We start from the raw sequence: 24524 nt of genomic DNA on the forward strand, positions 1-24524 counted from the left end.
CTCACCTCAGGAGTCGTGATGAGCACGAAGACGGGACCCCAGCGCTACCCCGGCGCCAGCCGCGCCAACTGGTACCAGGACGACTTCGGCGGAGACCCGATGGAGGTCAACGTCGTCGTCCTGCACACCACGGAGGGCTACTCCCTGCCCACCTACGAAGGCGGGGCCACCGCCCCCAATCTGACGGCGGTGCCCGACCTCGCAGCCAAGAAGCTGAAGTGGTACCAGCACTTCGACATAGAGACCTCCTCCCGCGCGCTGGTCAATCTGAAGGGCGGCGTCGAGACCAACACCATGAACGTGTGCCAGGTCGAACTGACCGGCACCTGCGACCCGAAGACCCACGCCAAGTGGACGTCCGCCGGCCACGACCACGTCTACTGGCCGGACGCGCCGGACTGGGCCCTGAAGGGGGTCGCCGCCTTCCTGGCCTGGATGCACGAGCAGCACGGCGTCGCGCTGTCCGGCCCGAAGTCCTGGCCCGCCTACCCCACGTCGTACGGCGACGGCGCGGGCCAGCGGATGACGGGTGCGCAGTGGACGGACTTCAGGGGGGTGTGCGGGCACACGCACGTCCCCGAGAACGTCCACGGCGACCCCGGTGCCATCGACTTCGCCCGGATCGTCAAGTACGCGAAGGCCGACCTGGACGTGGAGGACGACCCGGCGCCGAAGACCACCACCAAGCCGAAGGTCCCCGCCTTCCCCGGCCGCAAGTTCTTCGTGACCGGGGCCTCGAACTCCTACGTCCTCAAGCTCGGCAAGCAGCTGGTCAAGCGCGGCTTCGGCGACCACTACAAGGTCGGCCCGAGCCGGACCTGGGGCGACGCCGACCGGCTGAACGTGCGGGACTTCCAGAAGTCCCGCAAGGAGCTCCGCGGCGACGCCGACGGCACTCCCGGCCCGCTGACCTGGCGCCTCCTCTTCTCCTGATTCTCCTGACACCCCCGGTGAAGGCCCGGGCCGACGCGGCCCCGGGCCTTCGCGGCCCTCTCCTCCGCCAACTCGGCGAAGCCAACCAGCGAAGCCAACTGACGAAGCCAACTGACGAAGCCAACTCGGCCAAGATGTAAGGCTGTTCCTGCCCCCTTCCGGAAGGAGAGCCTCATGGCCGAGGAGTTCCCGCCCGTCGAGCCGTATGCCCATGGTCTTCTCGATGTCGGGGACGGCCAGCGGATCCACTGGGAGACCAGTGGCAACCCGGAGGGGAAGCCGGCCCTGTGCGTGCACGGCGGCCCGGGCAGCGGGGGGCGTCGATGGAGCCGCCGGATGTTCGACCCCGAGGTCTACCGGGTCGTCCTCTTCGACCAGCGCGGCTGCGGCGAGAGCCGGCCGCACGCCTCCGACCCGTCGGTCGGCCTCGCGCACAACACCACCGACCATCTGATCGCCGACATGGAACGGCTGCGCGAGCACCTCGGCATCGAACGCTGGCTGCTCTACGGCGGCTCCTGGGGCTCGACGCTGATCCTCGCCTACGCCGAACGGCACCCGGAGCGGGTCTCCGAGATCGTCATCGCCGGTGTCACCATGACCCGCCCCGAGGAGACCGACTGGCTCTACCACGGTGTGGGCCGCCTGCTGCCCGGCCCCTGGGAGGCCTTCCGCGACGCCCTGCCGCCCGCCGACCGCGACGGCAGTCTCGTCGTCGCCTACAACAGGCTGCTGAACAGTCCGGACGCCGCGGTCCGGGTCGCCGCCGCCCGTGCCTGGGTCACCTGGGAGGACGCCGTCATCGCCCACGAGGTGCTGGGCAGCCCCGGCGCCTACAGCGACCGGCCCGACGACTCCCTGATGGCCTTCGTCCGCATCTGCGCGCACTACTTCGCCCATGACGCCTGGCTGGAGGACGGACAACTGCTGCGGGACGCGCACCGGTTGGCCGGTATTCCGGGGGTGCTGATCCATGGCCGGCTGGACATCGGCAGCCCGCTGAAGACGGCGTGGGAGCTGGCGAAGGCCTGGCCGGACGCGGAGTTGAAGGTGATCGACGACGCGGGCCACACCGGCAGTCCCACGCTGCGGCGGACGACCCTGGCGGCGATCGCCCGCTTCGCCGAAGGCGGGTGACCGGGGCCGGGACTAGACCGACCTGCCCTGCGCGCCTGGGCCGCGGCGGCGCAGCGCCGGGTCGAGGAGGGCGGGCGGGGTGTCGTACTTCTCGTGTGCGGCCAGGTCGGTGCCGGGGGCGACGATCGCGTCGATGGCGTCCAGCACGTCGGCGGGGAGCACGGTGTCGGCGGCGGCGAGCTGGGAGCGCAGGTGCTCCGGGGTGCGGGGGCCTATGAGGGCGGTGGTGACGGCGGGGTGCGCGGTCACGAAGCCGAGGGCGAGCTGGATCAGGGTCAGCCCGGCCCCGTCGGCGACGGTGGCCAGCCGCTCCACCGCGTCGAGCCGGGCCTGGTTGGCCGGCAGGGTGAGGTCGAAGCGGTCGGGCAGCATACCGGCGCGGCTGGTGGTGATGGACCGGCCCCTGCGCACGGCGCCCGACAGCCAGCCGGAGGCCAGCGGGCTCCACACCAGCACGCCCATCCCGTACTCCTCGGTCACGGGCAGGACATGGGACTCGACGCCCCGCTGGAGGATCGAATAGCTGGGCTGTTCGGTGACGTACCGGCTCAGGCGGTGCTCGCGGGCGGCCCACTGGCCCTGCACGATCCGGTACGCCGGGTAGGTCGAGGAGCCGAAGTGGCGGATCTTCCCGGCGCGTTGCAGATCGGTCAGCGCCGACAGGGTCTCCTCGTCGCTCGTGGCCGGGTCCCAGCGGTGTATCTGGTAGAGATCGACGTGGTCGACGCCGAGCCGCCGCAGGCTGTTCTCCAGCTCGGTGACCAGCCACCGCCGTGAACCGCCCCGGTGGTTGCGCTCGTCCCCCATCGGCATGCCGGCCTTCGTGGCCAGCACGATGTCGTCGCGCCGGCCGGCGATGGCCTTGCCGACCATCTCCTCCGACTCGCCCTGCCCGTACATGTCGGCGGTGTCGATCAGATTGATCCCGGCGTCCAGGGCGGCGTCGACGATCTCGGTCGCCTCCTCCTGGGTGGTACGCCCGATCGCCCCGAAGTTCATCGCGCCGAGCCCGAGCGCGCTGACCTGCACGCCGGTACGGCCCAAGGTGCGGTACTGCATGACCGAGTCTCCTCACATGGCGGAAAGACAGCTACCCCAAACGGGACCGCGTCCCGTTTCGCGTCTTCGACAATACGGAACGCTGTCCCGTTTGACAACGCCCCGATAGGGTGACGGCCGGAGGGTGCGCAACGATGAGGGATCACGACGATGAAGGATGAGCAGCGGCCGACCCGGCCCCGGCGGGCGGACGCCCGGCGCAACGAGGTGACGTTGCTGGAGGCGGCCGCTGCGGCGTTCGTCGCGTCGGGCGTGGACGCGCCGGTGCGCGACATCGCGGCCCGCGCGGGTGTCGGCACGGCGACGATCTACCGGCACTTCCCGACCCGTGCCGACCTGATCATCGCGGTCTACCGGCACCAGGTGGACGCCTGCGCCGAGGCCGGTCCGGCCCTGCTGGCCTCCGCCCCGACCCCGTACGACGCGCTGCGCGAGTGGATCGACCTCTTCGTGGACTTCCTGGCCACCAAGCACGGCCTCGCCGCCGCCCTGCACTCCGACCAGGCGGGCTTCGACACCCTCCACACCTACTTCCTGGACCACCTCGTCCCCGCCTGCGCGCAGCTCCTCGACGCGGCGACCGCGGCCGGCGAGATCCACGCCCCGCTGACGGCGTACGAGCTGATGCGCGGCGTCGGCAACCTCTGCATCGGCGCGGAGCACGACCCCGGTTACGACGCCCGCCGCCTGGTCGGCCTGCTCGTCACGGGGCTACGTCGCGTGGCCTGACTCGCCGGGCGGGACAGGCGGGAGCGAGGCCTGCCGCGACCCCGCCGCCGGGCGGGGCCGGGCGTCTCACCCGGCCGGACCGCCGAGCGCGGCGGCGATCAGTGCTTCGAGCCGGGCCGCCACCCGGTCCAGCGGCGCCATGTCGCGCGCGGCGCGGCACATGGCGATCGCGCCCTCCACCGAGGCCACCACGAGGGTCGCCAGCTCGGCGGCCCGGTCGGGGTCGACTCCGTGCTCCCGCAGGGAACCGGCGAGCAGCCCCTCCCAGCCCTCGAACGCCTCGGCCGCCGCGGCGAGCGCGGGCGGGACGTCGTCGCCCGGGGGCGGCTCCTCGACGGCGACGGCCAGGACGGGGCAGCCGGCCCGGAAGTCGCTCGCCACGACGATCCCGCGCCACAGCCCGAGGAACGCCCTCAGCCCGGCCGCCGGACCCGCGGCCAGCTCCTTGCGCAGCAGCCGCTCGACGGCCGTACCGGCGTACCGCACCGCCTCCGTCGCGAGCTGCTGCTTGCCGTCGGGGAAGTAGTGGTACGTCGAACCGAGCGGCGCGTCGGCGTGTTTGGCCAGCTCACGGATGCTCGTGGCGTTCAGACCACGCCGGCTGATCAGGTCGGCCGCACCGGCCACGATGCGATCCCGCGACGGCCCACCGGACTTGCCCACGCTTCCGCTCCCTCCGACCACCCCTGGCTATAACACTCGTCATAGTCTAGCGTGGCCTCGCTCTATAACGATCGTCATAGCCGCTGCTTCGTCATGGAGGAGACCCATGCCCCTGATCCGGCTCACCGCCCCGTCCGGTTCGCTCACCGACGAGGGCCGCAGGACCGTCCAGCGGGACCTGGCCGCCGTCCTGCTGCGCTGGGAGGGCGCGCCCGACACGCCCTTCTTCCGCGCCCAGGCCTGGAGTCACCTCGTCGAACTGCCGGACGGCGCCCAGACCACCGCCGAGGACGACGCGCCCCGCTTCCTGGTGGACGTCACCGTTCCCGCGGGCGCGCTGTCCGAGCGGCGCCGGGCCGGACTGGTCGAGGACGCCACCCGCACCGTCCTGACGGCGGCCGGTCTCACCTCCGCCGACGCCCTGCGGGTCTGGGTCCTGGTGCACGAGCAGCCGGACGGCACCTGGGGCGCGGGCGGCTCGGTCGTCCGGTACGCCGACCTGGTGGCGCTGGCGGAGGGTGCGCGGGCCGATGCGTGAACTGACCTACGTCGCCCGCGACACCGTCGAGTGGCGTGAGGCCCCGGACCCGGAGCTGCGCGGCGACGGGGAGGCGATCGTGGCGCCCGTGGCGGCGACCTCTTGTGATGTGGACACCGCGATCCTGGCGGGACACGGCTTCATCGAGCCGCCCTTCGCGCTGGGCCACGAGTGCGTGGCGAGGGTGGTGGAGACCGGCGACGCGGTGACCGTCGTACGCCCCGGCGACCTGGTCGTCGTCCCCTGGTCCATCAGCTGCGGCAGCTGCGAGCACTGCCGTGCCGGACGCACCGCCCACTGCTCGGCCGTCCCGCACATGGCGATGTACGGCGCCCCGATCGGCGGCACCTGGGGCGGCCTCTTCTCCGACCTGGTCCGGGTCCCGTACGCGGACGCCATGCTCGTACCGCTCCCCGCGGGCCTCGACCCGGTGGCCATGGCCTCGGCGAGCGACAACTGGTCGTTGTCCTGGCGCCTGGTGGCCCCGCACCTGAGGAGCAGGCCGGGCGCCCGGGTGCTGGTGGTGGCCCGCGGCAGCATCGGCCTGTACGTCGCCGACATCGCCCGCGCGCTGGGCGCGTCCAGCGTCCTCTACGTCGACCCCGACCCCGGGCACCGGGAGATCGCCCGGGGCTTCGGCGCCGCCACGGCCGAGAGCCTCGACCCGCCCGTCCACCACGGCTTCGACATCGCGGTGGAGGCCACGGGCCGCGTCGACCAGTTGGCTCTCGCGGTCAAGTCCCTTGCCCCGGAGGGCATCTGCGAGTCCGCGGGCAACCACTTCCGCCCCGGTGAACTCCCCCTCCTCGACATGTACCTCACCGGCGTCACCCTCCGCGTCGCCCGCGACAACGTCCGCGCCCACATCCCCGACGCCCTCGCCCTGGCCGGCTCGGGCAAGGTCGACCCGGCCCGCGTCGTCTCCCACGTCCTGGACTGGGAGCAGTTGCCGGAGGCCCTCCCGGAGAAGCACCTCAAGCCGGTCTTCGTACGGGACGAGGGGTCGGCCGGGCCATGATCGACGCTCACGCGGTCGGCTGACCTCAGGCTCCGGCTCCGGCTCCTGTGAACATGGCGATCAGGCCGTGCGGGGAGTCGTCGCCGAGCATGTGCTCATGGAGGGCGGCGGCGTCGGCGGCCTCCGCGGCGCTGCGCGGGAACATGGCCTGCTCGTACGCGGTGAGCGCGGCCTCGGTGTCGCCGGGGTGCGCGGCTAGCGCCTTGCCGAGTTCGGCGCCGTCGTACATGGCCAGGTTGGCGCCCTCGCCGTTCGGGATCATCAGGTGGGCCGCGTCGCCGAGCAGGGTCACCCCCGGCACCCGGTCCCACCGGTGCCCGGCGGGCAGGGTGTGCAGCGGACGCAGGACCGGTGCGGTGTCGGCGTCGGTGATCAGAGCGGTGAGCTCGGGCGCCCAGCCGTCGAACTCCGCCGCGATCCGCGTGGCGACCGTGGTGGCCGGGGTGGCAGCGGCCGGATCGGTGAAGCCGGCCGCGGTGAACCACTCCTGCGGCCTGCGCAGCGCCACGTAGGTGTGGAGGGTGCCGCCGGTCTCCCGGTGGGCCTGGATCCCCTTTCCCGGCGCGAGCGCGAACATCGCCCCGCCGCCGACCGCCTTCGCGGCGGCCGGGTGCCGGAGGTCGGCGTCGAACAGGTAGGTCTCGACGAACGAGGTGCCGGTGTACTCGGGTACGGCGGCGGACAGCAGCGGGCGGACCCGGGACCACGCGCCGTCCGCGCCGACCAGCAGGCCCGTGGTGACGACGGTGCCGTCGGCGAACGTCACCTCGTGGCGGCCCTCGCCGAGGGCGCGGACGCCGTCGGCCTTGTGGCCCCACCGGACGGTGCCGGGCGGCAGCGATTCGAGCAGGATCCGGCGCAGCTCGCCGCGCAGCACCTCGGGGCGGCTCCCCGTGCCGTCGTCGGCCTCCTCGAACAGGACGGTCCCGTCGGCGGCGAGGGCCCGGGTCGCCTCGCGCCCCTCCAGCACGAGGGCGCGGAACTCCTCGTAGAGGCCTGCCTCCCGGAGCGCCGGCTGGCCGTTGTGCTCGTGGATGTCGAGCATCCCGCCCTGCGGGCGTGCCGTCGCGGAGGCCTCCGCCTCGTAGACGGTGGCCGGGATGCCGTGGACGTGCAGGACGCGGGCGAGCGTGAGGCCACCGAGTCCGGCTCCGATGATCGTGACGGGCGTGACGGGCACGCGCATGGTGACTCCTCCGGGGAAGGGGCCGGCCTCTCAGGGCCCAGGCCCAGCTCTGGAACGACATTCCATAATGGAATGCTGTTCCATGTTGGAACGACGCTCCAGCCGTGTCAAGATGGCGCCATGGCAACGCGGACACGCCGGTCGCAGCGGCGCACAGAGGCGCTCTCCCGGGAGCGCATCGTCGAGGCCGCCGTCGAGCTGCTCGACACGGCCGGCGAGAGCGGGCTGACGTTCCGGGCACTGACCGAGCGCCTCGCCACCGGGCCCGGGGCGATCTACTGGCACGTGGCCAACAAGGACGAGCTGCTCTCCGCCGCCACGGACGCGGTCGTCACCGCCGCCGTGGCCGTCGGGCACACCACCGCCGGAGCCCCGCAGCCGCCGCCGGAGAAGCCCGCGCCCGAGCCCACGCCCGAGGCCTCGCCGCAGGACGGGATCCGGGGTGTCGCGCTCGGGCTGTTCGACGCGATCGAGCGGCATCCGTGGCTCGCGACGCAGCTCGCCGTACAGCTCACCCGCAGCCCCTGGGGGACGGTGACGCCGCGGATCTTCGAGAGCATCGGCCAGCAGGTCCGTGCCCTCGACGTGCCCGAGAGCGAGTGGTTCACGGTGGCTTCCGCCCTGGTGCACTACATCCTCGGCGCCGCCGGCCAGAACGCCGTGAACAGCGTGAGCGCCCGCGACTTCGCGCCCGGCGTGGACCGCGCCCGTTTCCTCGACACCGTGTCCAAGGCGTGGGAGGAACTCGACCCCGACGAGTACCCGTTCACCCGGGCCGTCTCCGACCAGATGCGCGAGCACGACGACCGCGAGCAGTTCCTCGCCGGCGTCGATCTCGTCCTCGCCGGCATCACCGCCACCCGGCACCGGGAGTCCGGCCGCGTGCAGGAATAGCCGCCGGTCCGCGCCACGTTGCCGCGACCATGACGACGAACGCGCCACGGCCCGAGATCCTGCGCTACACCGCCTTCTCCAGCTCCCCCGAGGGCGGCAACCCCGCCGGTGTCGTACTGGACGCCACCGGTCTGGACGACGGGGACATGCTCGCCATCGCCGCCGAACTCGGCTACTCGGAGTCGGCGTTCCTGACCGCGCCCCCGGCCGGCCTCGGCGGCCAGGACGGACGGGCCTACACCGTCCGCTACTTCAGCCCCAAGGCCGAGGTGCCGTTCTGCGGGCACGCCACCATCGCGACCGCCGTCGCGCTCGCCGAGCGGACCGGCCCCGGGGAGCTGGTGTTCGCCACCCGCGCGGGCACGGTGCCGGTGGCGGTGACCGTGGAGGGCGGGGCGGTCCGGGCCACGCTCACCAGCGTCGAGCCGCACACCGAGGAGATCCTGGACGCCGACCTCGCGGAGGCGCTCGCCGCGCTCGACTGGCCGGCCGCCGATCTCGACCCGGCCTTCCCGCCCCGCATCGCGTTCGCCGGCGCCCGCCATCTCGTGCTCGCGGCGGCGAGCCGCGCCCGCCTCGCGGACCTCGCGTACGACTTCGCGCGCCTCGAGGCGCTGATGCACCGTCTGGACCTGACCACGGTCCAGCTGGTGTGGCGGGAGTCGGCGACCGTCTTCCACGTACGGGACCCGTTCCCCGTCGGCGGGGTCGTCGAGGACCCGGCGACCGGCGCCGCGGCCGCCGCGTTCGGCGCGTACGCCCGTGAGCTCGGCCTGGTCCCCGAGGACGTCGTCCTCACCCTGCACCAGGGCGAGGACCTGGGGCGCCCCGGCGAACTCACGGTGACCCTGCGCGCGGCCGACCCGCGCGTCCGTGTCGGCGGCACCGGGGCCCGCATCGCCTGAGCCGCCGGGCCGATCCCGAGCGCGGTGGTGCCACGGACGTGCGGTGGTGCCACGGACATGCGGCGGTGGCACGGATATTCCGTGGCACCGCCGCCGGACCCGGGCGGAGACTCGTCCCCATGACGGACACGCCGGACACACCGGACCCGGCGCATGCGGCGCACGCAGAGGCCGGAGTAAGCGAGGCAGATCCGGCCAATGCGGCCGATACGGCACCCGCCACGGGCGCAGCCCGTCCCGCGGGCATCGCGGTCACCCCCCGCCCGCCCGACCTGGCGGCCTTCCGGGAGGCCGTCCGCGCCTGGGCCGGCGGTGGGCCCGAGGAACCCGCGCGGGAACTCGCCGGCCGGCTCGCCGTGCGGGTCGCCGTGCTGCTCGAAGGACCCAGCGACCTCGCGGCCGTCAACGCGCTGGCCGCCCTGCGCGGCCGGGACCTGGCAGCCGAAGGGGTCTGCGTGCTGTCGATGGGCGGGGCGATGAACGTCGGCCGCTTCGCCCGCCTCCTCGGGCCGACCGGTCTCGGCCTGCGCCTGACCGGGCTCTGCGACGAACGCGAACGCCCCTACTACACCCGCGGCCTGGCGCGGGCCGGCGCCGCGGAGCACGGCTTCTTCGTCTGCACGGCCGACCTGGAGGACGAGCTGATCCGCGCCCTCGGCCCGCCCCGGGTCGCCGAGCTCGCCCGCGCCGAGGGCGACCACCGTGCCCTGCACACCTTCCTGAACCAGCCCGCCCAGCAGGGCCGCGGCGCGCAGCAGCAGTTGCGCCGCTTCCTCGGTACGACATCGGGCCGGAAGATCCATTACGGCCGGGTACTGGTCGAGGCCCTGGACCCCGACCGCGTACCCGCACCGCTCGACGCCCTACTCGCGAGCCTCTGAGCCCCCCAGCCCCAGCCCCAGTGCCCCCGCCAGCGCCCGGTAGGCGGGCAGCGGGTCGGTGCCGTCGGGGTGCAGTACCTGGAGCGCCACGTGGTCGGCGCCCGCTTCCAGATGGGCCCGGACGCCCTTCGCGACCCGGGCCGTGTCGCCGTGCACGATCAGCGCGTCGAAGAGGCGGTCGCTGCCGCCGTCCGCGAAGTCGGCGTCGTCGAAGCCGAGGCGGCGCAGGTTGCCGACGTAGTTGGCCAGGCCGAGGTAGAAGCCGAGCGTGGCGTCGCCGATCGCGCGGGCCTTGGCGGGGTCCGTCTCCAGGACGACCTTCTGTTCGGGGGCGAGGAGGGGCCCGGCGCCGAGGATGTCGCGGGCCCCGCGGGTGTGCTCGGCGGTGACGAGGTAGGGGTGCGCGGCCGCCGTGCGGTCGCGGGCCAGGCGCAGGACGCGGGGACCGAGGGCGGCCAGCGCCCGGCGGGCGACCGGGACACCGCCGGCGTCGAGGACGTCGAGGTAGTCGTTGAGGGCCTCGTAGGGCCGTACGAACTCCTTCGTGGCCTCCGGGTGGCCCGCGCCGATGCCCAGCAGGAAGCGGTCCGGGTGGCGTTCGGCGATGCGCCGGTAGGAGCGGGCGACCCGCTCGGCCGGATGGGACCAGATGTTCACGATGCCGGTGGCGACCACCAGGTTCTCCGTGGCGTCGAGCAGCTGCTCGGCCTCGGTGAGGTCCGGGTCGTTCACCCCGCCGAGCCACAGCGTGCCGTAGCCGAGGCGTTCCAGCTCGGCGGCGAGGCCGGGCTCCGTCCTGCCGTGGCGCCACACACCGACGGCGCCCAGGTCGATCTTGCGAGGGATCTCGTCCATACCCCGGAGAACCGGCGGGCCACCGCCGACTATTCCGCTCGCCATCGAAATAGTTCGCGAGCACCCACCACGCGCACCCCTCACGCGCACCGGCCACGAACGCCCACCACCACACACCTTCACGATCACACTTATGAACGTCAATTACATGCATGACCCTTGACGCGCCCACAACACCCTCCTAGCTTCGCAGAGAAAGCGCTTTCCGCAAGGTCCTCGATGGAGACGAACGGAGATGAACGATGCACGTCAGACCAGTCATCGCGGCCGTCGGCCTGCTCGCCGGCACGCTCGTCGCACTCTCCGGCAGCCCCGTGCAGGCCGCGTCCAGCGTGCTGTACGTGGCGCCGGGCGGCACCGACGGCGCGGCCGGCACCCAGTCGGCCCCGACCACGCTCACCTCGGCGATCAGCCGTATCGCCGCCGGCGGCACGATCTACCTGCGCGGCGGGACGTACGCCTACTCCGCCACCGTGACCATCCCGGCCGGCGCCAACGGCACCTCGGGCGCGCTCACCACCCTCTCCGCCTACCCGGGCGAGACCCCGGTCCTCGACTTCTCGGCGCAGAGCGAGAGTTCGTCGAACCGCGGCCTCCAGCTGTACGCCGACTACTGGCATCTGTACGGCCTCACGGTCGAGCACGCCGGCGACAACGGCATCTACGTCGGCGGCAGCAACAACGTCGTCGAGCGAGCCGTGACCGCGTACAACCGCGACACGGGGCTCCAGCTCGGCCGGATCTCCTCCAGCACGCCCAGCAGCCAGTGGCCGGCGAACAACCTCGTCGTCAGCTCCGAGTCCCACGACAACGCCGACAGCGACGGCGAGGACGCGGACGGGTTCGCGTCCAAACTGACCACCGGGACCGGGAACGTCTTCCGGTACGACGTCTCGCACCACAACATCGACGACGGCTGGGACCTCTACACCAAGACCGACACGGGAGCCATCGGGCCGGTCACCATCGAGTACTCGCTCTCCTACGGCAACGGCACGCTGAGCGACGGCAGTCAGAGCGGGGACGGCGACCGCAACGGCTACAAGCTCGGCGGCGACGACATCGCCGTCAACCACGTGGTGCGGCACGACATCGCCTACGGCAACGGCCACCACGGGTTCACCTACAACAGCAACCCCGGCACGATGACCGTCTCGAACAACGTCGGCATCGACAACGCCGAGCGCAACTTCTCCTTCGACAAGGGCACTTCGGTGTTCCGGACCGACACCTCGTGCCGGTTCGCCGTCAGCGGCTCCAACGACAAGACGGTCGGTGACGCCGACAGCTCCAACCAGTTCTGGACGGGCACCAACGGCTCCCGGTGCGCCCCCTACGCGGGCGCCCTCGGCTGGTCCTTCGCCTCCTCCGGCAAGCTGAACGTCACCTTCGGCGGGGCGGTCGTGTCGCCCTGACGGGGGGCACCGCCGGTGCGGTGCGGCCGGGGCCGTCCACAGGGTGTGGACGGCCCCGGCCCGCCGGGTCAGAGGGCTGCCAGCCAGGCCGCCGTGTCGTCCGGATGGCCGAGGGAGTCGATGATCCAGTGCGGCTCGCCCACGAGCCTGGACACGTCCTCGGTCAGCCTGCTGTTGACCGCCCAGCCGGGACCGTCGAAGTACAGCGCGTCCATCTCGTGGTACGGCAGGCCCAGTCGGCCGCTCAGGGTCCGGGCGAGCGTGGACTTGCCCGCGCCGGTGACACCCACCACCAGGATCCGTTCCACGGGGGCACCCCCAACCCGGTGACGGGCTAGGACCGCCGGCCGCCGAACGGTGCGAAGGTGTGGCTGAAGTACCACTGGTCCTGGGCGATTCCGGAGCAGGCGTTGGCGCCGGCGGTGCCGACGCAGCCGCCGTTGTCGCGCTGGAGGGCCCAGAAGGAGAGGGTGTCGATGCCCTGGGCGGCGGCCCAGCGCTCGACCATCGCGGCGTTCTGGGTGGTGAAGGTCTCCGCGGGACCGAAGTCGTCGATGCCGGGCATCTCGGTGACGCCGACCTTGCCCCACAGGTCCTTGGCGCTCTTGTGCGGGTAGAGGGCGTGGAGTTGGGCGTGCAGGCCGTCGGCCGCGGTCTTCGTGTCGGCGGCCATGTCGTGGGCGGCACCGTCGTAGTAGTCGAAGGTCATGATGTTGACGACGTCCACGCGCGCGTGGTTGGCGACGGCGTTCTGCAGGACGGCCAGTCCGTTGGCCTCCAGACCCTTGGTGGTCGTCGGCAGGGTGTAGGAGAACTGGAGCGGGCGGCCGGTGCGTTCGGCCCACCGCTCGGCCTTGGCGACCGCCTTGTTGCGGCGGTCGATACCGGCCGTGTTCGCGAGGGAGTCCGCCTCGATGTCGAGGTCGATGCGGCTGATGCCGTAGGTCGTGACGAGCTTCTCGTAGACGCCGGCGATGGCGTCCACGTCGGCGCAGCTGTCGGCGAGTTCGGTGCCGGTGGTGTCGGCGCTGTAGCCGCCGAAGGAGGGGATGGCGTTGCCGCCGCGGGCCTGGAGGGCGGCGATGTCGGCGCCGAAGGTCCCCGGGCCGATGGGCTGGGTGGCGTCGCCGTTCCAGTCGGCGGCGCAGGAGCCCGCGTTCGGGGTCTGGAGGAAGGCCAGGGTGAGGTACTTGTTGCCGGACTCGGCGGCGAGCGCGGCGGGGCTCTCGCCGGTCCAGGCCTCGAAGTAGGGGGCCGCGACGTGGGCGGGCATGGGCTTCGCGGCGTGCTGGGCCGCGTGCGGGACGGCGGCGGGGGCCGCGTGTGCGGCGCCGGCCCCCAGGGCAACGAGCGCGGCGGACAGAGCGGTTGCGGGCAGGGCGTGCAGGGCACGAGTGCGTCTCATGGACGCCCATATTTGGACTAGACCAATTAACTGTCAAGGTTCTTTACAATCAACAGACCCTTTCGTTCGATGTGTCGTCAAGAGACGTTCCTGTTCAGTCACTTCCGGCCAAGATTTTTCATGCGAAGATTTGAACTGACCATAAGAGAGTCATTAGGGTCTGTTGCCCGAACCTCTGCTCGGAAGGAGCTCGCCTCCGTGGCGTCCCACCGTCGTGCAAAGCAGCCGGGCCGTGCCCGCGTCACCGTGCTCACCTCCGCCGCCGCGGCGGCCGTGGCCCTGAGCGCGCAGGCGGCCAACGCCGCGCCCAGCGAGAAGCCGAGCAAGAACGAGGTCAAGTCCCGGGTCGACAAGCTCTACGAGGAGGCCGAGCAGGCCACCGAGAAGTTCAACGGGGCCAAGGAGAAGCAGGAGAAGCTGCAGAAGCAGATATCCGCGCTGCAGGACTCGGTCGCCCGCGGGCAGGACGAGCTCAACGAACTCCGGGACGGCATCGGCTCCATGGCCACCGCCCAGTACCGCAGCGGCGGCATCGACCCGTCCCTCCAGCTGTTCCTCTCCTCCGACCCGGACAGCTACCTGGACAAGGCGTCCACCCTCGACCAGCTGAGCAGCCAGCAGGTCGAGACGCTGAAGAAGATCCAGGCCAAGCAGCGCGAGCTGGCGCAGGAGCGGGCGGAGGCGACCGGCAAGCTCAAGGACCTGGCCGCCACCCGCACCGAACTCGCCAAGAAGAAGAAGGAAGTCCAGGCCAAACTGGCCGAGGCACAGAAGCTGCTGAACAGCCTCACCGCCGCCGAGAAGGCCGCCCTCACCGCCGAGCAGGAGCGCGCGAGCCGCTCCTCCAGCGAGCGGGTGGACCTCGGCGACGACACCTCCGCCACCGGCCGGGCCGCCGCCGCCTTCGCCGCCGCCAAGACCAAGCTGGGCACCCCGTACGTCTACGGCGCCACCGGCCCCTCCTCCTTCGACTGCTCGGGCCTGACCTCCTGGGCCTACGCGCAGGCCGGCGTCTCCATCCCGCGCACCTCCGAGTCGCAGGCGACCATCGGCACCAAGATCTACTCGACCTCCGACCTCCAGGTCGGCGACCTGGTCTTCTTCTTCAACGACCTGCACCACGTGGGCCTGTACGCGGGCAACGGGCAGATCCTGCACGCCCCGCGCACCGGCACGGTCGTCCGCTACGAGTCGATGAGCACCATCGGCGGCCCGTTCATGTTCGGCGTCCGCGTCTGACCCGGGATCAACGGGATCTGACCCGGGCGTCCTCCAGGTAGTGCAGGACCGCCGCCACCCGGCGGTCCACCCGGTCGGCCGGGGAGAGGTCCAGCTTCGCGAAGATGGACCGGATGTGCTTGTGCACGGCGCCGTCGGTGACGACGAGCCGTTCGGCGATCGCGGAGTTGCCGAGGCCCTCCGCCATCAGCGCCAGGACGTCGCGCTCGCGCGGGCTCAGCCGCTCCAGGCGGGTGTCCTGGCGGGACCGGGCGAAGAGCTGGGCGACGACCTCGGGGTCGATCGCGGTGCCGCCGGCCGCCACCCGGTGCAGGGCGTCCAGGAACTCCTCCACCCGGCCCACCCGTTCCTTGAGCAGATAGCCGAGCCCGCCGACCCCGCCGGTGAGCAGCTGGGTCGCGAAGCTCTGCTCGACGTACGCGGACAGCACGAGGACGGCGAGACCGGGGTGGCGGCGCCGGGCCTCGACGGCCGCGCGGATGCCCTCGTCGGTGTGGGTGGGCGGCATCCGGACGTCGAGGACGGCGACGTCCGGCGCACACGCCTCGACGGCGTCCAGCGCCTCGTCCGGGGTGCCGGCGGTCGCGGCCACGTCCATCCCCTCGGCCCGCAGCAGCAGGGCGAGGCCCTCGCGGAGCAGGGGGTCGTCCTCGGCGATGACGATCCGCAGGGACGGGCGTGCATCGTCGCGTGCCGGACGAGCACCGCCATGTACTGGGCGGGCACCGTCATGTGCTGGTGCTTCACGATCCACTGGGCAGGTCCACTTCCAGGGTTGTCGGGCCGCCGGGCGGGCTGGCCAGGCGGAGGGTGCCGTCGTGGGCGGCGACGCGGCGGCGGATGCCGGTGAGTCCGGAGCCGCCGGCCTCCTCGGCGCCGCCCCGGCCGTCGTCGGCGACGGTGAGCCGCAACCGCCCGCCCCGGGCCCGGACGGTCACGGTGACGGAGCGGGCGCCGCTGTGCCTGGCGACGTTGGTCAGGGCCTCGGCGACGACGAAGTAGGCGGTCGCCTCGGCGGAGGCGGCACAGCGTTCGGGCGCGTCCACGTCGATGCGGCAGGGCACCGGGCAGTCGGCGGCGAGGCCGGACAGCGCACCCGCGAGCCCCCGGTCGTCCAGGACCGGCGGCAGGATGCTCCGCGAGACCGTGCGCAGCTCGGCCAGCGCCTGTTCGGCGGCGGACTGGGCGCGCTCCAGGATCTCCTCGGCGCGGGACGGATCGCGCGCCACCTGCCGGCGGGCGGCGCCGAGCAGCACCGTGACGGAGACCAGCCGGTTCTGCGTGCCGTCGTGCAACGCCCGCTCGATGCGCCGGAGTTCGGTGGCGTGGGCGTCGAGCGCGGCGGCCCGGGTGGCGGTGAGTTCCGCGACCCGCAGGGAGAGGTCCTGGTCGGGTCCGGCGGCCAGCAGCCGCCGCCCGGGGCCCGCCTGGAGCCGGGCCATGCCGGGGGTCAGCCCCAGGATGACGGCGAGCGAGCCGATCCCGAACGCGCAGACGGCGAAGGCCTCCGGCCAGGAGTGCGCGACGCCGAAGCCGACGGAGGTGGCGGTGGTGTCCTTCGGCACGAACTGCCAGTACAGCGGGAACGCCGTGTCCCGGACGGCGGACAGCGGCAGCAGGAACCCGGCCAGGCCCAGCAGCAGCCCGGCCGTGCCGTGCCGGGCCAGCCAGCGCAGCTCCCGCCCGGTGGCGGGGTCGCCCAGGGCGGTGCGCAGCCGGGTCGGCGGGGCCGGCTCCGGGGCGGGGACCTCGGGGCCGCGTCGGCCGAGCCGTTCGCGTTCCCGGCCTGCCAGGGCGTGCAGCGCGCGCAGCAGCGGGGGCGCCAGGAGCAGGCCGACGCCCAGCGGCGCGGTCACCGCGGCGACCGCGAGCAGCAGGAGCAGGAGCAGGGCCGTCGCGGCCGTACCGAGCCCGCCGACGAGCTCCGCGAGCGCGCCGCCGGCGGCGCGTACCGTCCGCCCGGCGAGGGCCCTCACTCCCTCACCGCCGTCCATCCGCTCGCCGCCGCCCGCCGCCGTACCCCCGGGCGACGGCCGGGAGCCGGTGACAGCCATCGTCATCTCCCTTCTCGACGTCAACAACCCTAGGGCGTACGGCAGTTCACCGGGTCCCGGAACCCCGGAAGGTACAGCCTGCTGTACCTCCGATCCGGCGGTCCACGGGATCGGCCGAGGGGGGTCACGGTCCGTAGCGTCGGTGCCCGTACCGCAGGACGTCGGCCCCCAGCAGGAGGTTCCCCGTGGCCCACCCCGACCCGTACCGCCTCACCGGCACACCGCCCGTCGACCACCGTGACGACGGCACCGGAACCGGCGGCGTGGACCTCACCCGCACCCTGCTCTGGTCCCTGCTCGTCCTCAGCGCGGCCGCCGACATGGCGACCTCCTACGGCGGCACCGCCCCCTGGATCAACGTGGCCTGCGGAGTGGTGACCCTGCTCAGCGCCGGCACCCTGGCCGTGCGCCGGCTGCGAGGCCGCCGATGACCACCACCGCGACGGACACCGCCCGCCGGGCCCCGGCCATCGCGCTCGCGGGCGTCGGCAAGACGTACCCGGGCGGGGTGCGGGCCCTGGACGACGTGTCGCTCACCGTGGAACACGGCACCTTCCTCGCCGTGATGGGCCCCTCGGGCTCCGGCAAGAGCACGCTGATGCACTGCGCGGCGGGCCTGGACGCTCCGACGTCGGGCAGCGTCCGCATCGACGGCCGCGAGATCGCCGGGCTGAACGAGACCAGGCGCACCGAACTGCGCCGGGAGCGCGTCGGTTTCGTCTTCCAGGCCTACAACCTGATCCCGTCCCTCTCCGTCGAGGACAACATCACGCTGCCGCTGCGGCTGGCCGGCCGCCGCCCCGACCGGGACTGGATCCGCACCCTGGTCGAACGCGTGGGTCTGGCCGACCGGCTCCACCACCGCCCCGCCGAGCTCTCCGGCGGCCAGCAGCAACGCGCGGCCCTGGTACGGGCGTTGGCCGCGCGCCCGGCGGTGGTCTTCGCCGACGAGCCGACCGGCGCGCTCGACCTGCGCAGCGCCCACCAGGTCCTCGACCTGCTCCGGACCCTCGTCGACGACCTCGGCCAGACGGTGGTGATGGTCACCCACGACCCGGCCGCCGCGGCCCGCGCGCACACCGCGCTGGTGATGGCCGACGGCCGGGTCGTCGAGGCCCTGCACCACCCGATGGCGAGTCAACTGGCCGCCCGGCTCGCCACGTTGGGAGACCACTGAACATGTTCCGCTTCGCCCTGCGGATGGCCGCGCACCGGATCGCCTCGCTGCTCGCCGTGGCCTGCGCGGTCCTCGGCGGCGCCGCCCTGATCACCGCCACCGGGGTGCTGGCCGAGTCCGGTCTCCGCTCCCAGCTGCCCCCGGGCCGCCTCGGCGGTGCGGATGTCGTGGTCGCCGCCGACCAGGAATTCCACGTCTCCGGCGACCTGCCGATCGCGCTGCCCGAACGGGCCACGGTCCCGGCCGGCCTCACCGCCCGCCTGGCGAAGCTGCCCGGTGTCACCCTCGCCGTCGGCGACCTCGGTCTCCCGGCCGCCGTGACGGACGCGCACGGCCGCCTGCTTCCGACCGGCGCCGGCCAGGACCCGGCGGCGGCCGGACACGGCTGGTCCTCGACGAAGCTACTGCCCGGCGCGCGCGTCGAGGGCGCGGCCCCGGCGGCCCCCGCCGAGGTGGCGGTGGCCGCGACGACCGGCCTGTCCGTGGGCGACCGCGTCCTGGTCACCGCGAACGGCCGCGCCGCCACCGCCTACCGCGTCTCGGCGCTGGTCCACGCCCCGGACGCGGGCGTCTACTTCACGGACGCCAGGGCGGCCGAACTGGCGGGCCGTGGCGCGAAGTCGGCCGACGCCGTGGACCTCATAGGCCTCCGCGCCCGGCCCGGCGCCACGGACCGGGTGGCCGCGGAGGTCCGTGCGGCGGTCGCCGGCAGCGGACTGAAGGTGCTCACCGGAGCCGACCGCGGTACGGCCGTGGCCCCCGGCGTGGGATCCGCCCGCTCCCTCCTCGTCCTCCTCTCCGGCTCACTCGCCGGGATCGTCCTGCTGATCACCGGGTTCGTGACGACCGGCGCCCTGGGCGTGGCGATCGCCGGGCAGCGCCGGGACCTGGCGCTGATGCGGGCCGTCGGCGCGACCCCGCGGCAGATCCGGCGGCTGGCCGCGGCCCAGTCGACGGCCGTCGCCGCGGTGGCCCTGGTCCCGGGCGTCGCCCTCGGCTACCTGCTGGCCGGCCGCTTCCGCACCCTGCTCGTCCACCGGGACGTCCTCCCCGACCGACTCCCCCTCACGCTCAGCCCGTTCCCGGCCCTGGCCGCCGTCCTTCTCCTCCTCGCGGCCGTCCGGTTCGCGGCCCGCTGCGCGGCCTGGCGCACGTCGAGGATGCCGGCCACCGAGGCGGTCGCCGAGTCCCGCAGCGAGCCCCGCGCCCCCTCCCGCCCCCGCACGGTCGCGGGCCTGCTCCTGATCGCCGGCTCCGCCGTCCTCTCCGTCACCCCGCTCCTGCAACGCACCGCGATCGGCGCCTCCGCCACCTCCATCGCGGGCATCGTCGCCGCGATCGGCCTGGCCCTGGCCGGCCCCGCGCTGGTCGGGGCGGCCGGGGAGGCGGCCGTACGACGGCTGCGCCCCGGGGTGTCCGCGCCGACCTGGCTGGCCCTGTCCAACGTCCGGGCGTACGCGCGGCGCGTCACCGGGGTGGTCAGCCCGCTCGCCATGGCGGTCGTGTTCGTGCTGACGTACACCCTCGCCCAGACCACCGTGCTGGCCGCGACCTCCGACGACACCCGCACCGGGACGCTCGGCCAGTACCGGCTGACCGCGGGCGCCCTGGGCGGGCTGCCGACGGACACGCTCTCCGCGGTACGACGGCTGCCGGGCGTTCGGGCCGCGGCCCCCGTCGGCACCACGACGGTCGTCTGGCCGTACCGTCAGTTCGGCGACACCGACACCGAGTCCGCCGCCGCGCTGATCCTCACCCCCGCAGCGCGGGACGTCCTCGACCTCGGGGTGACCCGGGGCAGCCTGGCCGGCCTCACCGGGGCAACGGTCGCCGTCAGCAGCGAGGTCGCGGGCCCGCGCGATGCGCAACTCGGCGCCCGTATCAAGCTGTTCCTGGGCGACGGCGCGCCCGTCGAGGCGAAGGTGGTGGCCGTCTACGACCGCGGGCTCGGCTTCGGCCCGGTCGTCCTCTCCCGCGACCTGGCCGCCGGGCACACCACGTCCGGGCTCGACCAGAGCGTCCTCGTCCGCACCGACGGCACGGCCGGCGCCGAACGCGGGCTCACCGCGCTGACCGCCGCCCGACCCGGCCTCGCCCTCTCGGACACGGCCCCGGAGGCGGGCGCGGACACGCCGCCCGAGGTGTGGGTGAACCTCGCCGTCATCGTCGTCCTGCTCGGCTACCTCCTGCTCAGCATCGCCAACCGGCTGGTCGCGGCGACGGCCCAGCGCCGCACGGAGATCGCCGCGCTGCGGCTGGTCGGTACGACGCCCAGGCAGATCCTCGCGATGATGCGCAGGGAGGCCGGGGTGATCGCGGTGGCCGCGCTGGTCTCGGGGACGGCGCTGTCCGCGGTGCCGCTGGCGCTGCTGGGCGAGGGTTTCCTGTCCCGCCCCTGGCCGGCCGGCCCGGCGTGGCTGTTGCCCGCGGCGGCGGCGACGGTGGTGGCAACGGCGTACGTGACAGTGGAGCTGCCGACGAGAAGGGCCCTGCGGCTGCCAGCGGCCGAGGCTGTCAGGGTGGGTGCGTGAAGCGCCCTGTCTTTTGGGGGCGCGGGGCTGTATTTGACTTGCGGCTGCCGCCGCGTGGGCGCGACCAGCCACGACGGACCCGCAGCGGGCCGCGCCCCGACGCCCCCGGACGAGCCCCGTAAGGGGCGCGGGGAACTGCGCGACAAGCCACGGCGATGCTGCAGTCGGCTGACGACGGATCGCGGCACTCTCGGACCGCAATTCCGTTCAGTGTCGGCTGCGGGTCCGCTGTGGCTTGTCGCGCAGTTCCCCGCGCCCCTAAAAGCCAAAAGCAAAAAGCAAAAGGACAAAGACAGGGCGCGCTGATCAGCTCTCGGTTTCCGGGCGGGCCTCTGTTGCCCAGTGGGTGTGGAAGGTGCCCTCTCTGTCGACGCGGGCGTAGGTGTGGGCGCCGAAGTAGTCGCGCTGGCCCTGGAGGAGGGCCGCGGGGAGTCGGGCGGCGCGGAGGGTGTCGTAGTGGGAGAGGGCCGCCGAGAAGGCCGGGACGGGAATGCCCCGGCGGGCCGCCGACGCGACCGTCTCCCGCCACGGCACCTGCGCGTCGGCGATCTCCTTCGCGAACTCCGCCTCGGCCAGCAGGCTGACGAGGTCCGGGTCGGCCCGGTAGGCCGCGCGGATCCGGTCCAGGAAGGACGCGCGGATGATGCAGCCGCCCCGCCAGATCCGGGCCACCGCGCCGAGGTCGATCTTCCAGCCGTACTCGGCGGCCGCGTCCTGGATCATCGTCCAGCCCTGGTCGTAGGCGATGACCTTCGACGCGTACAGGGCGTGTTCGACGCGGGAGGCGAAGCGGTCGGCCTCGGTGGCGCTGAGCGGGGGTGTGGTGCCGCCCGGCAGACCGGCGTAGGCGGCGCGCAGCGCGCTGCGGCCGGACGCCGCTCGGGCGAAGGTCGCCTGGGCGATCGCGGTGACCGGGGAGGCCAGGTCCAGCGCGGTCTGCACGGTCCAGCGCCCGGTCCCCTTCTGCCCGGCCGCGTCGGCGACGACGTCGACGAAGGGCGCGCCGGTGGCGGCGTCGACGTGGGCGAGGACGTCGGCGGTGATCTCGATGAGGTAGGAGCCGAGACGGCCGCCGTTCCACTCCCGGAAGATGTCGGCGATCTCGGCCGGCGCGTACCCGCCGACCTGGCGCAGCAGGTCGTACGCCTCGGCGATGAGCTGCATGTCGGCGTACTCGATGCCGTTGTGGACCATCTTCACGAAGTGCCCGGCGCCGTCCGCGCCGACGTGCGTGGCGCACGGCTCGCCGCCCACCTTCGCGCTGATGTCCTCGAACATCGGCCCGAGCACGGCGTACGACTCCGCGGAGCCGCCCGGCATGACCGACGGCCCGTGGAGCGCGCCCTCCTCGCCGCCGGAGACGCCCACACCCACGAAGTGCAGGCCCTTCTCGCGCAGCGCGGCCTCGCGGCGGCGGGTGTCGGCGAAGTGGGCGTTGCCGCCGTCGATGACGATGTCACCGGGTTCGAGGAGCGGCACGAACTCGTCGATGACCGCGTCGGTCGCGGCACCCGCCTGCACCATGATCATGAGGCGGCGGGGGCGTTCCAGGGCGGCGACGAACTCGGCCGCGGTCTCGGCGCCGACGAAGTCGCCCTCGCTCCCGTACTCCTCGATCAGCGCACGGGTGCGGGCGGGGGTGCGGTTGTGGACGGCGACCGGGTAGCCGTGCCGGGCGAAGTTCCGGGCCAGGTTACGGCCCATCACGCCCAGGCCTGTCACGCCGATGGCTGCGGATGCGTTCACGGGGGGACTCCGTTCTGCGGACACGTGCTGTGCCCGGAGGTACGGGCCGACGGCGGGCGGGCGTTCAGTTCCGGACGGGTGAAACGGTGCGGGCCGCGCCGGGGACGATCATCCGAACAGGCGAAAGTCGTGGCCCCGGGCGCGTGGGGCCACCTCCCGGGGAGCCGTTCGTCAGAGGATCCGAAGATGCGAACGGATGATCTACGGCTGCTCGTCGCCGCACTGGTGCTCCTCCTGACCGGCGCGTTCCTCACCACGCCCGCCAAGGCCGCCCAGCGCCCCGGCCACTGCGCCTTCGGGCGGCCCAGCACCCCGCCCCCCGCCGCCGCCCGCAAGGGCGGGACCGGACGCGCCGACGTCGTCAGTCACACCGGTCGCACCGCCCGCACCTCCCGCACCGCCCGGTGGACCGCGCCCACGGTCCGCTACCGGCTCTCCGCCCGGTACGCCGCCAAGGGCCACCACTGGCAGCACCGGCACACCGGCCAGGACTTCGCCGTCCGCACCGGCACGCCCGTGTACGCCGTCGGCTCCGGCCGGGTCGTGGCCGCGTCCTGCGGCGACGGATTCGGCAACCAGGTCGTGTTACACCACTGCGACGGCTACTACACCCAGTACGCCCACCTGTCCGTCATCAACGTCCGCCCCGGCCAGCGGGTCTCGACGGGCCAGCGCATCGGCGGCGCGGGCGCGACCGGCAACGCCGACGGCCCGCACCTCCACTTCGAGGTCCGCACCACCCGGCACGCGGACTCCGCCATCGCGCCGCTGCCGTGGCTGCGGCACCACGGCGTGAGCGTGCCCGCAACGGCGTCCCCGGAACACCCGCGCCCCCACTCCCACTCCCACTCGCACTCTCACTCCCACCCGCGCCCGCATCCGCGTCCCCACCCGACCCCGAGCACTCCGAGCATCCCCGACACCCCGTACCCGAGTGCACTGCCGTCGGCCGGCTGGACGGGACCCGCGCAGCCGTGGCACGGCCGGCCGCCGAGGGCGCCGGGGAAGCCGGGGACGCCGACGCCGCAGAAGGCCCCGGCGACACCGTGGAACCCGGCCACGCCCTGGGATCTGACGACGCTGTGGAACCCGGGGACGAGGTGAACCCGCCGCCGGCACGGCGGTAGCACGACGACAGCGCGCAGGGTCACGTTATGTCCACATAGCGTGGCCCCCGCGCGCGCAGCGGCCAGACTGCCTCCCATGGCACGTCTGAGGTTCCTGTGGGCCGCCGCGCTGACCGCCGCCCTGCTGCTGCCGGTCTCCCGGCCGGAGACCCCGCGGCCCGCCGCGCCCGGGCCGTTCGGGGCGTACGTCGGGTACGGAGCGGACGGGGTGCGGCGGGTCGCGGCGCTCGGGAACTGGCTGCGGGACGAACCCCGGGTCGGGCACACCTACCTGCCCGGGGACGTGTGGCGGAACATCGAGGGCGCCCCGGACTTCGTACGGATCTGGGCCCGGTGGCGGCGGGCCGAACCCGACCGGCTCCTCGTCCTCAACGTGCCGATGCTGGAACACACCGAGGCACACGTCCCGGACCCCGAGGTGCGCCGCCAACTCCAGCTCGGGGCGAAGGGGTCGTACGACGGTCACTTCCGCGCCCTGGCCCGCAGGCTGGTCGCGGTCGGCGCGCCGGACACCGTCGTCGTGCTCGGCTGGGAGATGAACGGCGTCACGTACACCCACCGCTGCGAGCCGGACCCCGCCTCCTGGCGGGCCTACTGGCGGCGGATCGTGACGGCCATGCGGTCGGTGCCGGGCGCCCGGTTCCGGTTCGACTTCGCGCCCAACCGGGGCCGGGACGCCATCCCCTGGACCGCGTGCTACCCGGGGGACGGGTACGTGGACGTGGTGGGGATGGACGCGTACGACGCCCCGCGGGGGATGTCCTTCCAGGAGCAGGTCAACGAGCCGTACGGGCTGCGGGCCCAGGTCGAGTTCGCCCGGGCCCACGGCAAACCGGTCTCGTACCCCGAGTGGGGGCTGTACGAGAACGGCGACGACCCCGCGTATCTGCGGGGCATGCTGGACTGGTTCGCGAGCAGCCGCCCGGTGTACCAGACGATCACCGACTACTGCCCGCACGGCGTGTGGAGCTGCCGGGGCAACCCCAGGTCCACGGCCGTCTACCGGTCCCTGATGAGGAGCTAGGAGCCAGG

General features: G+C 73.4%; 23 protein-coding genes and 1 pseudogene. 15 read left to right on the forward strand and 9 right to left on the reverse strand.

The genetic code is table 11. The features are described 5' to 3' along the window. The first annotated feature begins 18 nt into the window (after positions 1–18). Positions 19–933, forward strand: a complete 915-nt coding sequence (locus ABZ887_RS32965; protein WP_361297383.1) for a peptidoglycan-binding protein — start codon at positions 19–21, stop codon at positions 931–933. A gap of 174 nt (positions 934–1107) precedes the next feature. Further along, entirely contained in the window at positions 1108–2070 is a 963-nt protein-coding gene (gene pip, locus ABZ887_RS32970; RefSeq protein ID WP_361297386.1) for a prolyl aminopeptidase, read from the forward strand. A 12-nt stretch (positions 2071–2082) separates the two neighbouring features. Here pip and ABZ887_RS32975 read toward each other — a convergent pair whose 3' ends face one another. Next, on the reverse strand, positions 2083–3129 hold the full coding sequence (locus ABZ887_RS32975; RefSeq protein WP_361297389.1) for an aldo/keto reductase: 1047 nt from the start codon (positions 3127–3129) through the stop codon (positions 2083–2085). Between the two features lie 150 nt (positions 3130–3279). Here ABZ887_RS32975 and ABZ887_RS32980 point away from each other — a divergent pair, with 150 nt between their 5' ends. Next, a complete protein-coding gene (locus ABZ887_RS32980) occupies positions 3280–3858 on the forward strand; it encodes a TetR/AcrR family transcriptional regulator (RefSeq protein WP_361297392.1) in 579 nt (192 codons plus the stop codon). 66 nt (positions 3859–3924) lie between these two features. Here ABZ887_RS32980 and ABZ887_RS32985 read toward each other — a convergent pair whose 3' ends face one another. Then, positions 3925–4521, reverse strand: a complete 597-nt coding sequence (locus tag ABZ887_RS32985; RefSeq protein WP_361297395.1) for a TetR/AcrR family transcriptional regulator — start codon at positions 4519–4521, stop codon at positions 3925–3927. A 106-nt stretch (positions 4522–4627) separates the two neighbouring features. Between ABZ887_RS32985 and ABZ887_RS32990 the strand changes: the two genes are divergently transcribed. Next, positions 4628–5059 carry a tautomerase family protein gene (locus ABZ887_RS32990; RefSeq protein ID WP_361297398.1) on the forward strand — a complete coding sequence of 144 codons (432 nt, stop codon included), beginning with the start codon at positions 4628–4630 and terminating at the stop codon, positions 5057–5059. Then, positions 5052–6077 carry an alcohol dehydrogenase catalytic domain-containing protein gene (locus ABZ887_RS32995; protein ID WP_361297401.1) on the forward strand — a complete coding sequence of 342 codons (1026 nt, stop codon included), beginning with the start codon at positions 5052–5054 and terminating at the stop codon, positions 6075–6077. Before ABZ887_RS32990 ends, ABZ887_RS32995 begins: the two co-directional genes overlap by 8 nt. A 25-nt stretch (positions 6078–6102) precedes the next feature. Here ABZ887_RS32995 and ABZ887_RS33000 read toward each other — a convergent pair whose 3' ends face one another. Then, complete coding sequence (locus ABZ887_RS33000) at positions 6103–7263, reverse strand: NAD(P)/FAD-dependent oxidoreductase (protein ID WP_361297404.1); 1161 nt, start codon at positions 7261–7263, stop codon at positions 6103–6105. A gap of 120 nt (positions 7264–7383) precedes the next feature. On the opposite strand from ABZ887_RS33000, the gene ABZ887_RS33005 reads away from it, so the two are divergent. From ABZ887_RS33005 to ABZ887_RS33015, 3 genes are all read left to right on the forward strand, one after another. Beyond that, complete coding sequence (locus ABZ887_RS33005) at positions 7384–8157, forward strand: TetR family transcriptional regulator (protein WP_361297407.1); 774 nt, start codon at positions 7384–7386, stop codon at positions 8155–8157. Between the two features lie 29 nt (positions 8158–8186). Further along, a complete protein-coding gene (locus ABZ887_RS33010; RefSeq protein WP_361297410.1) occupies positions 8187–9062 on the forward strand; it encodes a PhzF family phenazine biosynthesis isomerase in 876 nt (291 codons plus the stop codon). Between the two features lie 119 nt (positions 9063–9181). Continuing rightward, positions 9182–9943: a TOPRIM nucleotidyl transferase/hydrolase domain-containing protein gene (locus ABZ887_RS33015; protein WP_361297413.1), complete on the forward strand. Its 762-nt coding sequence runs from the start codon at positions 9182–9184 to the stop codon at positions 9941–9943. On the opposite strand, the gene ABZ887_RS33020 is transcribed toward ABZ887_RS33015, so the two are convergent. Further along, positions 9926–10798, reverse strand: coding sequence for an LLM class F420-dependent oxidoreductase (locus ABZ887_RS33020; protein ID WP_361297416.1), 873 nt, complete (start codon positions 10796–10798; stop codon positions 9926–9928). The genes ABZ887_RS33015 and ABZ887_RS33020 overlap by 18 nt on opposite strands. Positions 10799–11124: 326 nt before the next feature. Here ABZ887_RS33020 and ABZ887_RS33025 point away from each other — a divergent pair. Next, a pseudogene (locus ABZ887_RS33025) lies at positions 11125–12213 on the forward strand (right-handed parallel beta-helix repeat-containing protein); the annotation flags it as partial. A gap of 68 nt (positions 12214–12281) precedes the next feature. Here ABZ887_RS33025 and ABZ887_RS33030 read toward each other — a convergent pair. Both ABZ887_RS33030 and ABZ887_RS33035 read right to left on the reverse strand, forming a co-directional pair. Then, entirely contained in the window at positions 12282–12521 is a 240-nt protein-coding gene (locus tag ABZ887_RS33030; protein WP_361297419.1) for a hypothetical protein, read from the reverse strand. Positions 12522–12547: 26 nt separating this feature from the next. Beyond that, complete coding sequence (locus tag ABZ887_RS33035) at positions 12548–13618, reverse strand: chitinase (protein ID WP_361297422.1); 1071 nt, start codon at positions 13616–13618, stop codon at positions 12548–12550. 198 nt (positions 13619–13816) lie between these two features. Between ABZ887_RS33035 and ABZ887_RS33040 the strand changes: the two genes are divergently transcribed. After that, positions 13817–14857: an NlpC/P60 family protein gene (locus ABZ887_RS33040; protein WP_361297425.1), complete on the forward strand. Its 1041-nt coding sequence runs from the start codon at positions 13817–13819 to the stop codon at positions 14855–14857. Positions 14858–14864: 7 nt separating this feature from the next. Here ABZ887_RS33040 and ABZ887_RS33045 read toward each other — a convergent pair whose 3' ends face one another. Both ABZ887_RS33045 and ABZ887_RS33050 read right to left on the reverse strand, forming a co-directional pair. Continuing rightward, positions 14865–15527 (reverse strand): response regulator transcription factor, encoded by a 663-nt coding sequence (locus ABZ887_RS33045; protein ID WP_361297492.1) that lies wholly within the window; start codon positions 15525–15527, stop codon positions 14865–14867. Between the two features lie 73 nt (positions 15528–15600). Further along, the gene (locus ABZ887_RS33050; protein ID WP_361297495.1) at positions 15601–16851 is read right to left on the reverse strand and encodes a sensor domain-containing protein; all 1251 of its coding nucleotides are present in this window, start codon (positions 16849–16851) and stop codon (positions 15601–15603) included. 245 nt (positions 16852–17096) lie between these two features. Here ABZ887_RS33050 and ABZ887_RS33055 point away from each other — a divergent pair, with 245 nt between their 5' ends. Genes ABZ887_RS33055 through ABZ887_RS33065 form a run of 3 tightly spaced genes read left to right on the forward strand, consistent with a single transcriptional unit; the run spans position 17097 to position 20619 of the window. Further along, on the forward strand, positions 17097–17342 hold the full coding sequence (locus ABZ887_RS33055) for a hypothetical protein (protein WP_361297428.1): 246 nt from the start codon (positions 17097–17099) through the stop codon (positions 17340–17342). Then, positions 17339–18088 (forward strand): ABC transporter ATP-binding protein, encoded by a 750-nt coding sequence (locus tag ABZ887_RS33060; protein WP_361297431.1) that lies wholly within the window; start codon positions 17339–17341, stop codon positions 18086–18088. Before ABZ887_RS33055 ends, ABZ887_RS33060 begins: the two co-directional genes overlap by 4 nt. 2 nt (positions 18089–18090) lie before the next feature. Continuing rightward, positions 18091–20619, forward strand: coding sequence for an ABC transporter permease (locus ABZ887_RS33065; protein ID WP_361297434.1), 2529 nt, complete (start codon positions 18091–18093; stop codon positions 20617–20619). A gap of 306 nt (positions 20620–20925) precedes the next feature. On the opposite strand, the gene gndA is transcribed toward ABZ887_RS33065, so the two are convergent. After that, the gene (gene gndA, locus ABZ887_RS33070; protein WP_361297437.1) at positions 20926–22365 is read right to left on the reverse strand and encodes an NADP-dependent phosphogluconate dehydrogenase; all 1440 of its coding nucleotides are present in this window, start codon (positions 22363–22365) and stop codon (positions 20926–20928) included. A 186-nt stretch (positions 22366–22551) separates the two neighbouring features. Here gndA and ABZ887_RS33075 point away from each other — a divergent pair, with 186 nt between their 5' ends. Further along, a complete protein-coding gene (locus tag ABZ887_RS33075; RefSeq protein WP_361297440.1) occupies positions 22552–23469 on the forward strand; it encodes a peptidoglycan DD-metalloendopeptidase family protein in 918 nt (305 codons plus the stop codon). 99 nt (positions 23470–23568) lie between these two features. Further along, on the forward strand, positions 23569–24516 hold the full coding sequence (locus ABZ887_RS33080; RefSeq protein WP_361297443.1) for a glycosyl hydrolase: 948 nt from the start codon (positions 23569–23571) through the stop codon (positions 24514–24516). Positions 24517–24524: the final 8 nt, after the last annotated feature.

The sequence above is a fragment of the Streptomyces sp. NPDC047061 genome (assembly GCF_040643955.1).
Classification (GTDB): Bacteria; Actinomycetota; Actinomycetes; order Streptomycetales; family Streptomycetaceae; genus Streptomyces.

Coding starts and splice junctions, on each gene's coding strand:
- ABZ887_RS33060 (WP_361297431.1), top strand. CDS start 17,339: ATGACCACCACCGCGACGGACACCGCCCGCCGGGCCCCGGCCATCGCG.
- pip (WP_361297386.1), top strand. CDS start 1,108: ATGGCCGAGGAGTTCCCGCCCGTCGAGCCGTATGCCCATGGTCTTCTC.
- ABZ887_RS33065 (WP_361297434.1), top strand. CDS start 18,091: ATGTTCCGCTTCGCCCTGCGGATGGCCGCGCACCGGATCGCCTCGCTG.
- ABZ887_RS32975 (WP_361297389.1), bottom strand. CDS start 3,129: ATGCAGTACCGCACCTTGGGCCGTACCGGCGTGCAGGTCAGCGCGCTC.
- ABZ887_RS33000 (WP_361297404.1), bottom strand. CDS start 7,263: ATGCGCGTGCCCGTCACGCCCGTCACGATCATCGGAGCCGGACTCGGT.
- ABZ887_RS32980 (WP_361297392.1), top strand. CDS start 3,280: ATGAAGGATGAGCAGCGGCCGACCCGGCCCCGGCGGGCGGACGCCCGG.
- ABZ887_RS33035 (WP_361297422.1), bottom strand. CDS start 13,618: ATGAGACGCACTCGTGCCCTGCACGCCCTGCCCGCAACCGCTCTGTCC.
- ABZ887_RS32990 (WP_361297398.1), top strand. CDS start 4,628: ATGCCCCTGATCCGGCTCACCGCCCCGTCCGGTTCGCTCACCGACGAG.
- ABZ887_RS33010 (WP_361297410.1), top strand. CDS start 8,187: ATGACGACGAACGCGCCACGGCCCGAGATCCTGCGCTACACCGCCTTC.
- ABZ887_RS33015 (WP_361297413.1), top strand. CDS start 9,182: ATGACGGACACGCCGGACACACCGGACCCGGCGCATGCGGCGCACGCA.
- ABZ887_RS32965 (WP_361297383.1), top strand. CDS start 19: ATGAGCACGAAGACGGGACCCCAGCGCTACCCCGGCGCCAGCCGCGCC.
- ABZ887_RS33075 (WP_361297440.1), top strand. CDS start 22,552: ATGCGAACGGATGATCTACGGCTGCTCGTCGCCGCACTGGTGCTCCTC.
- ABZ887_RS32995 (WP_361297401.1), top strand. CDS start 5,052: ATGCGTGAACTGACCTACGTCGCCCGCGACACCGTCGAGTGGCGTGAG.
- ABZ887_RS33005 (WP_361297407.1), top strand. CDS start 7,384: ATGGCAACGCGGACACGCCGGTCGCAGCGGCGCACAGAGGCGCTCTCC.
- ABZ887_RS33020 (WP_361297416.1), bottom strand. CDS start 10,798: ATGGACGAGATCCCTCGCAAGATCGACCTGGGCGCCGTCGGTGTGTGG.
- ABZ887_RS33080 (WP_361297443.1), top strand. CDS start 23,569: ATGGCACGTCTGAGGTTCCTGTGGGCCGCCGCGCTGACCGCCGCCCTG.
- ABZ887_RS33050 (WP_361297495.1), bottom strand. CDS start 16,851: ATGGACGGCGGTGAGGGAGTGAGGGCCCTCGCCGGGCGGACGGTACGC.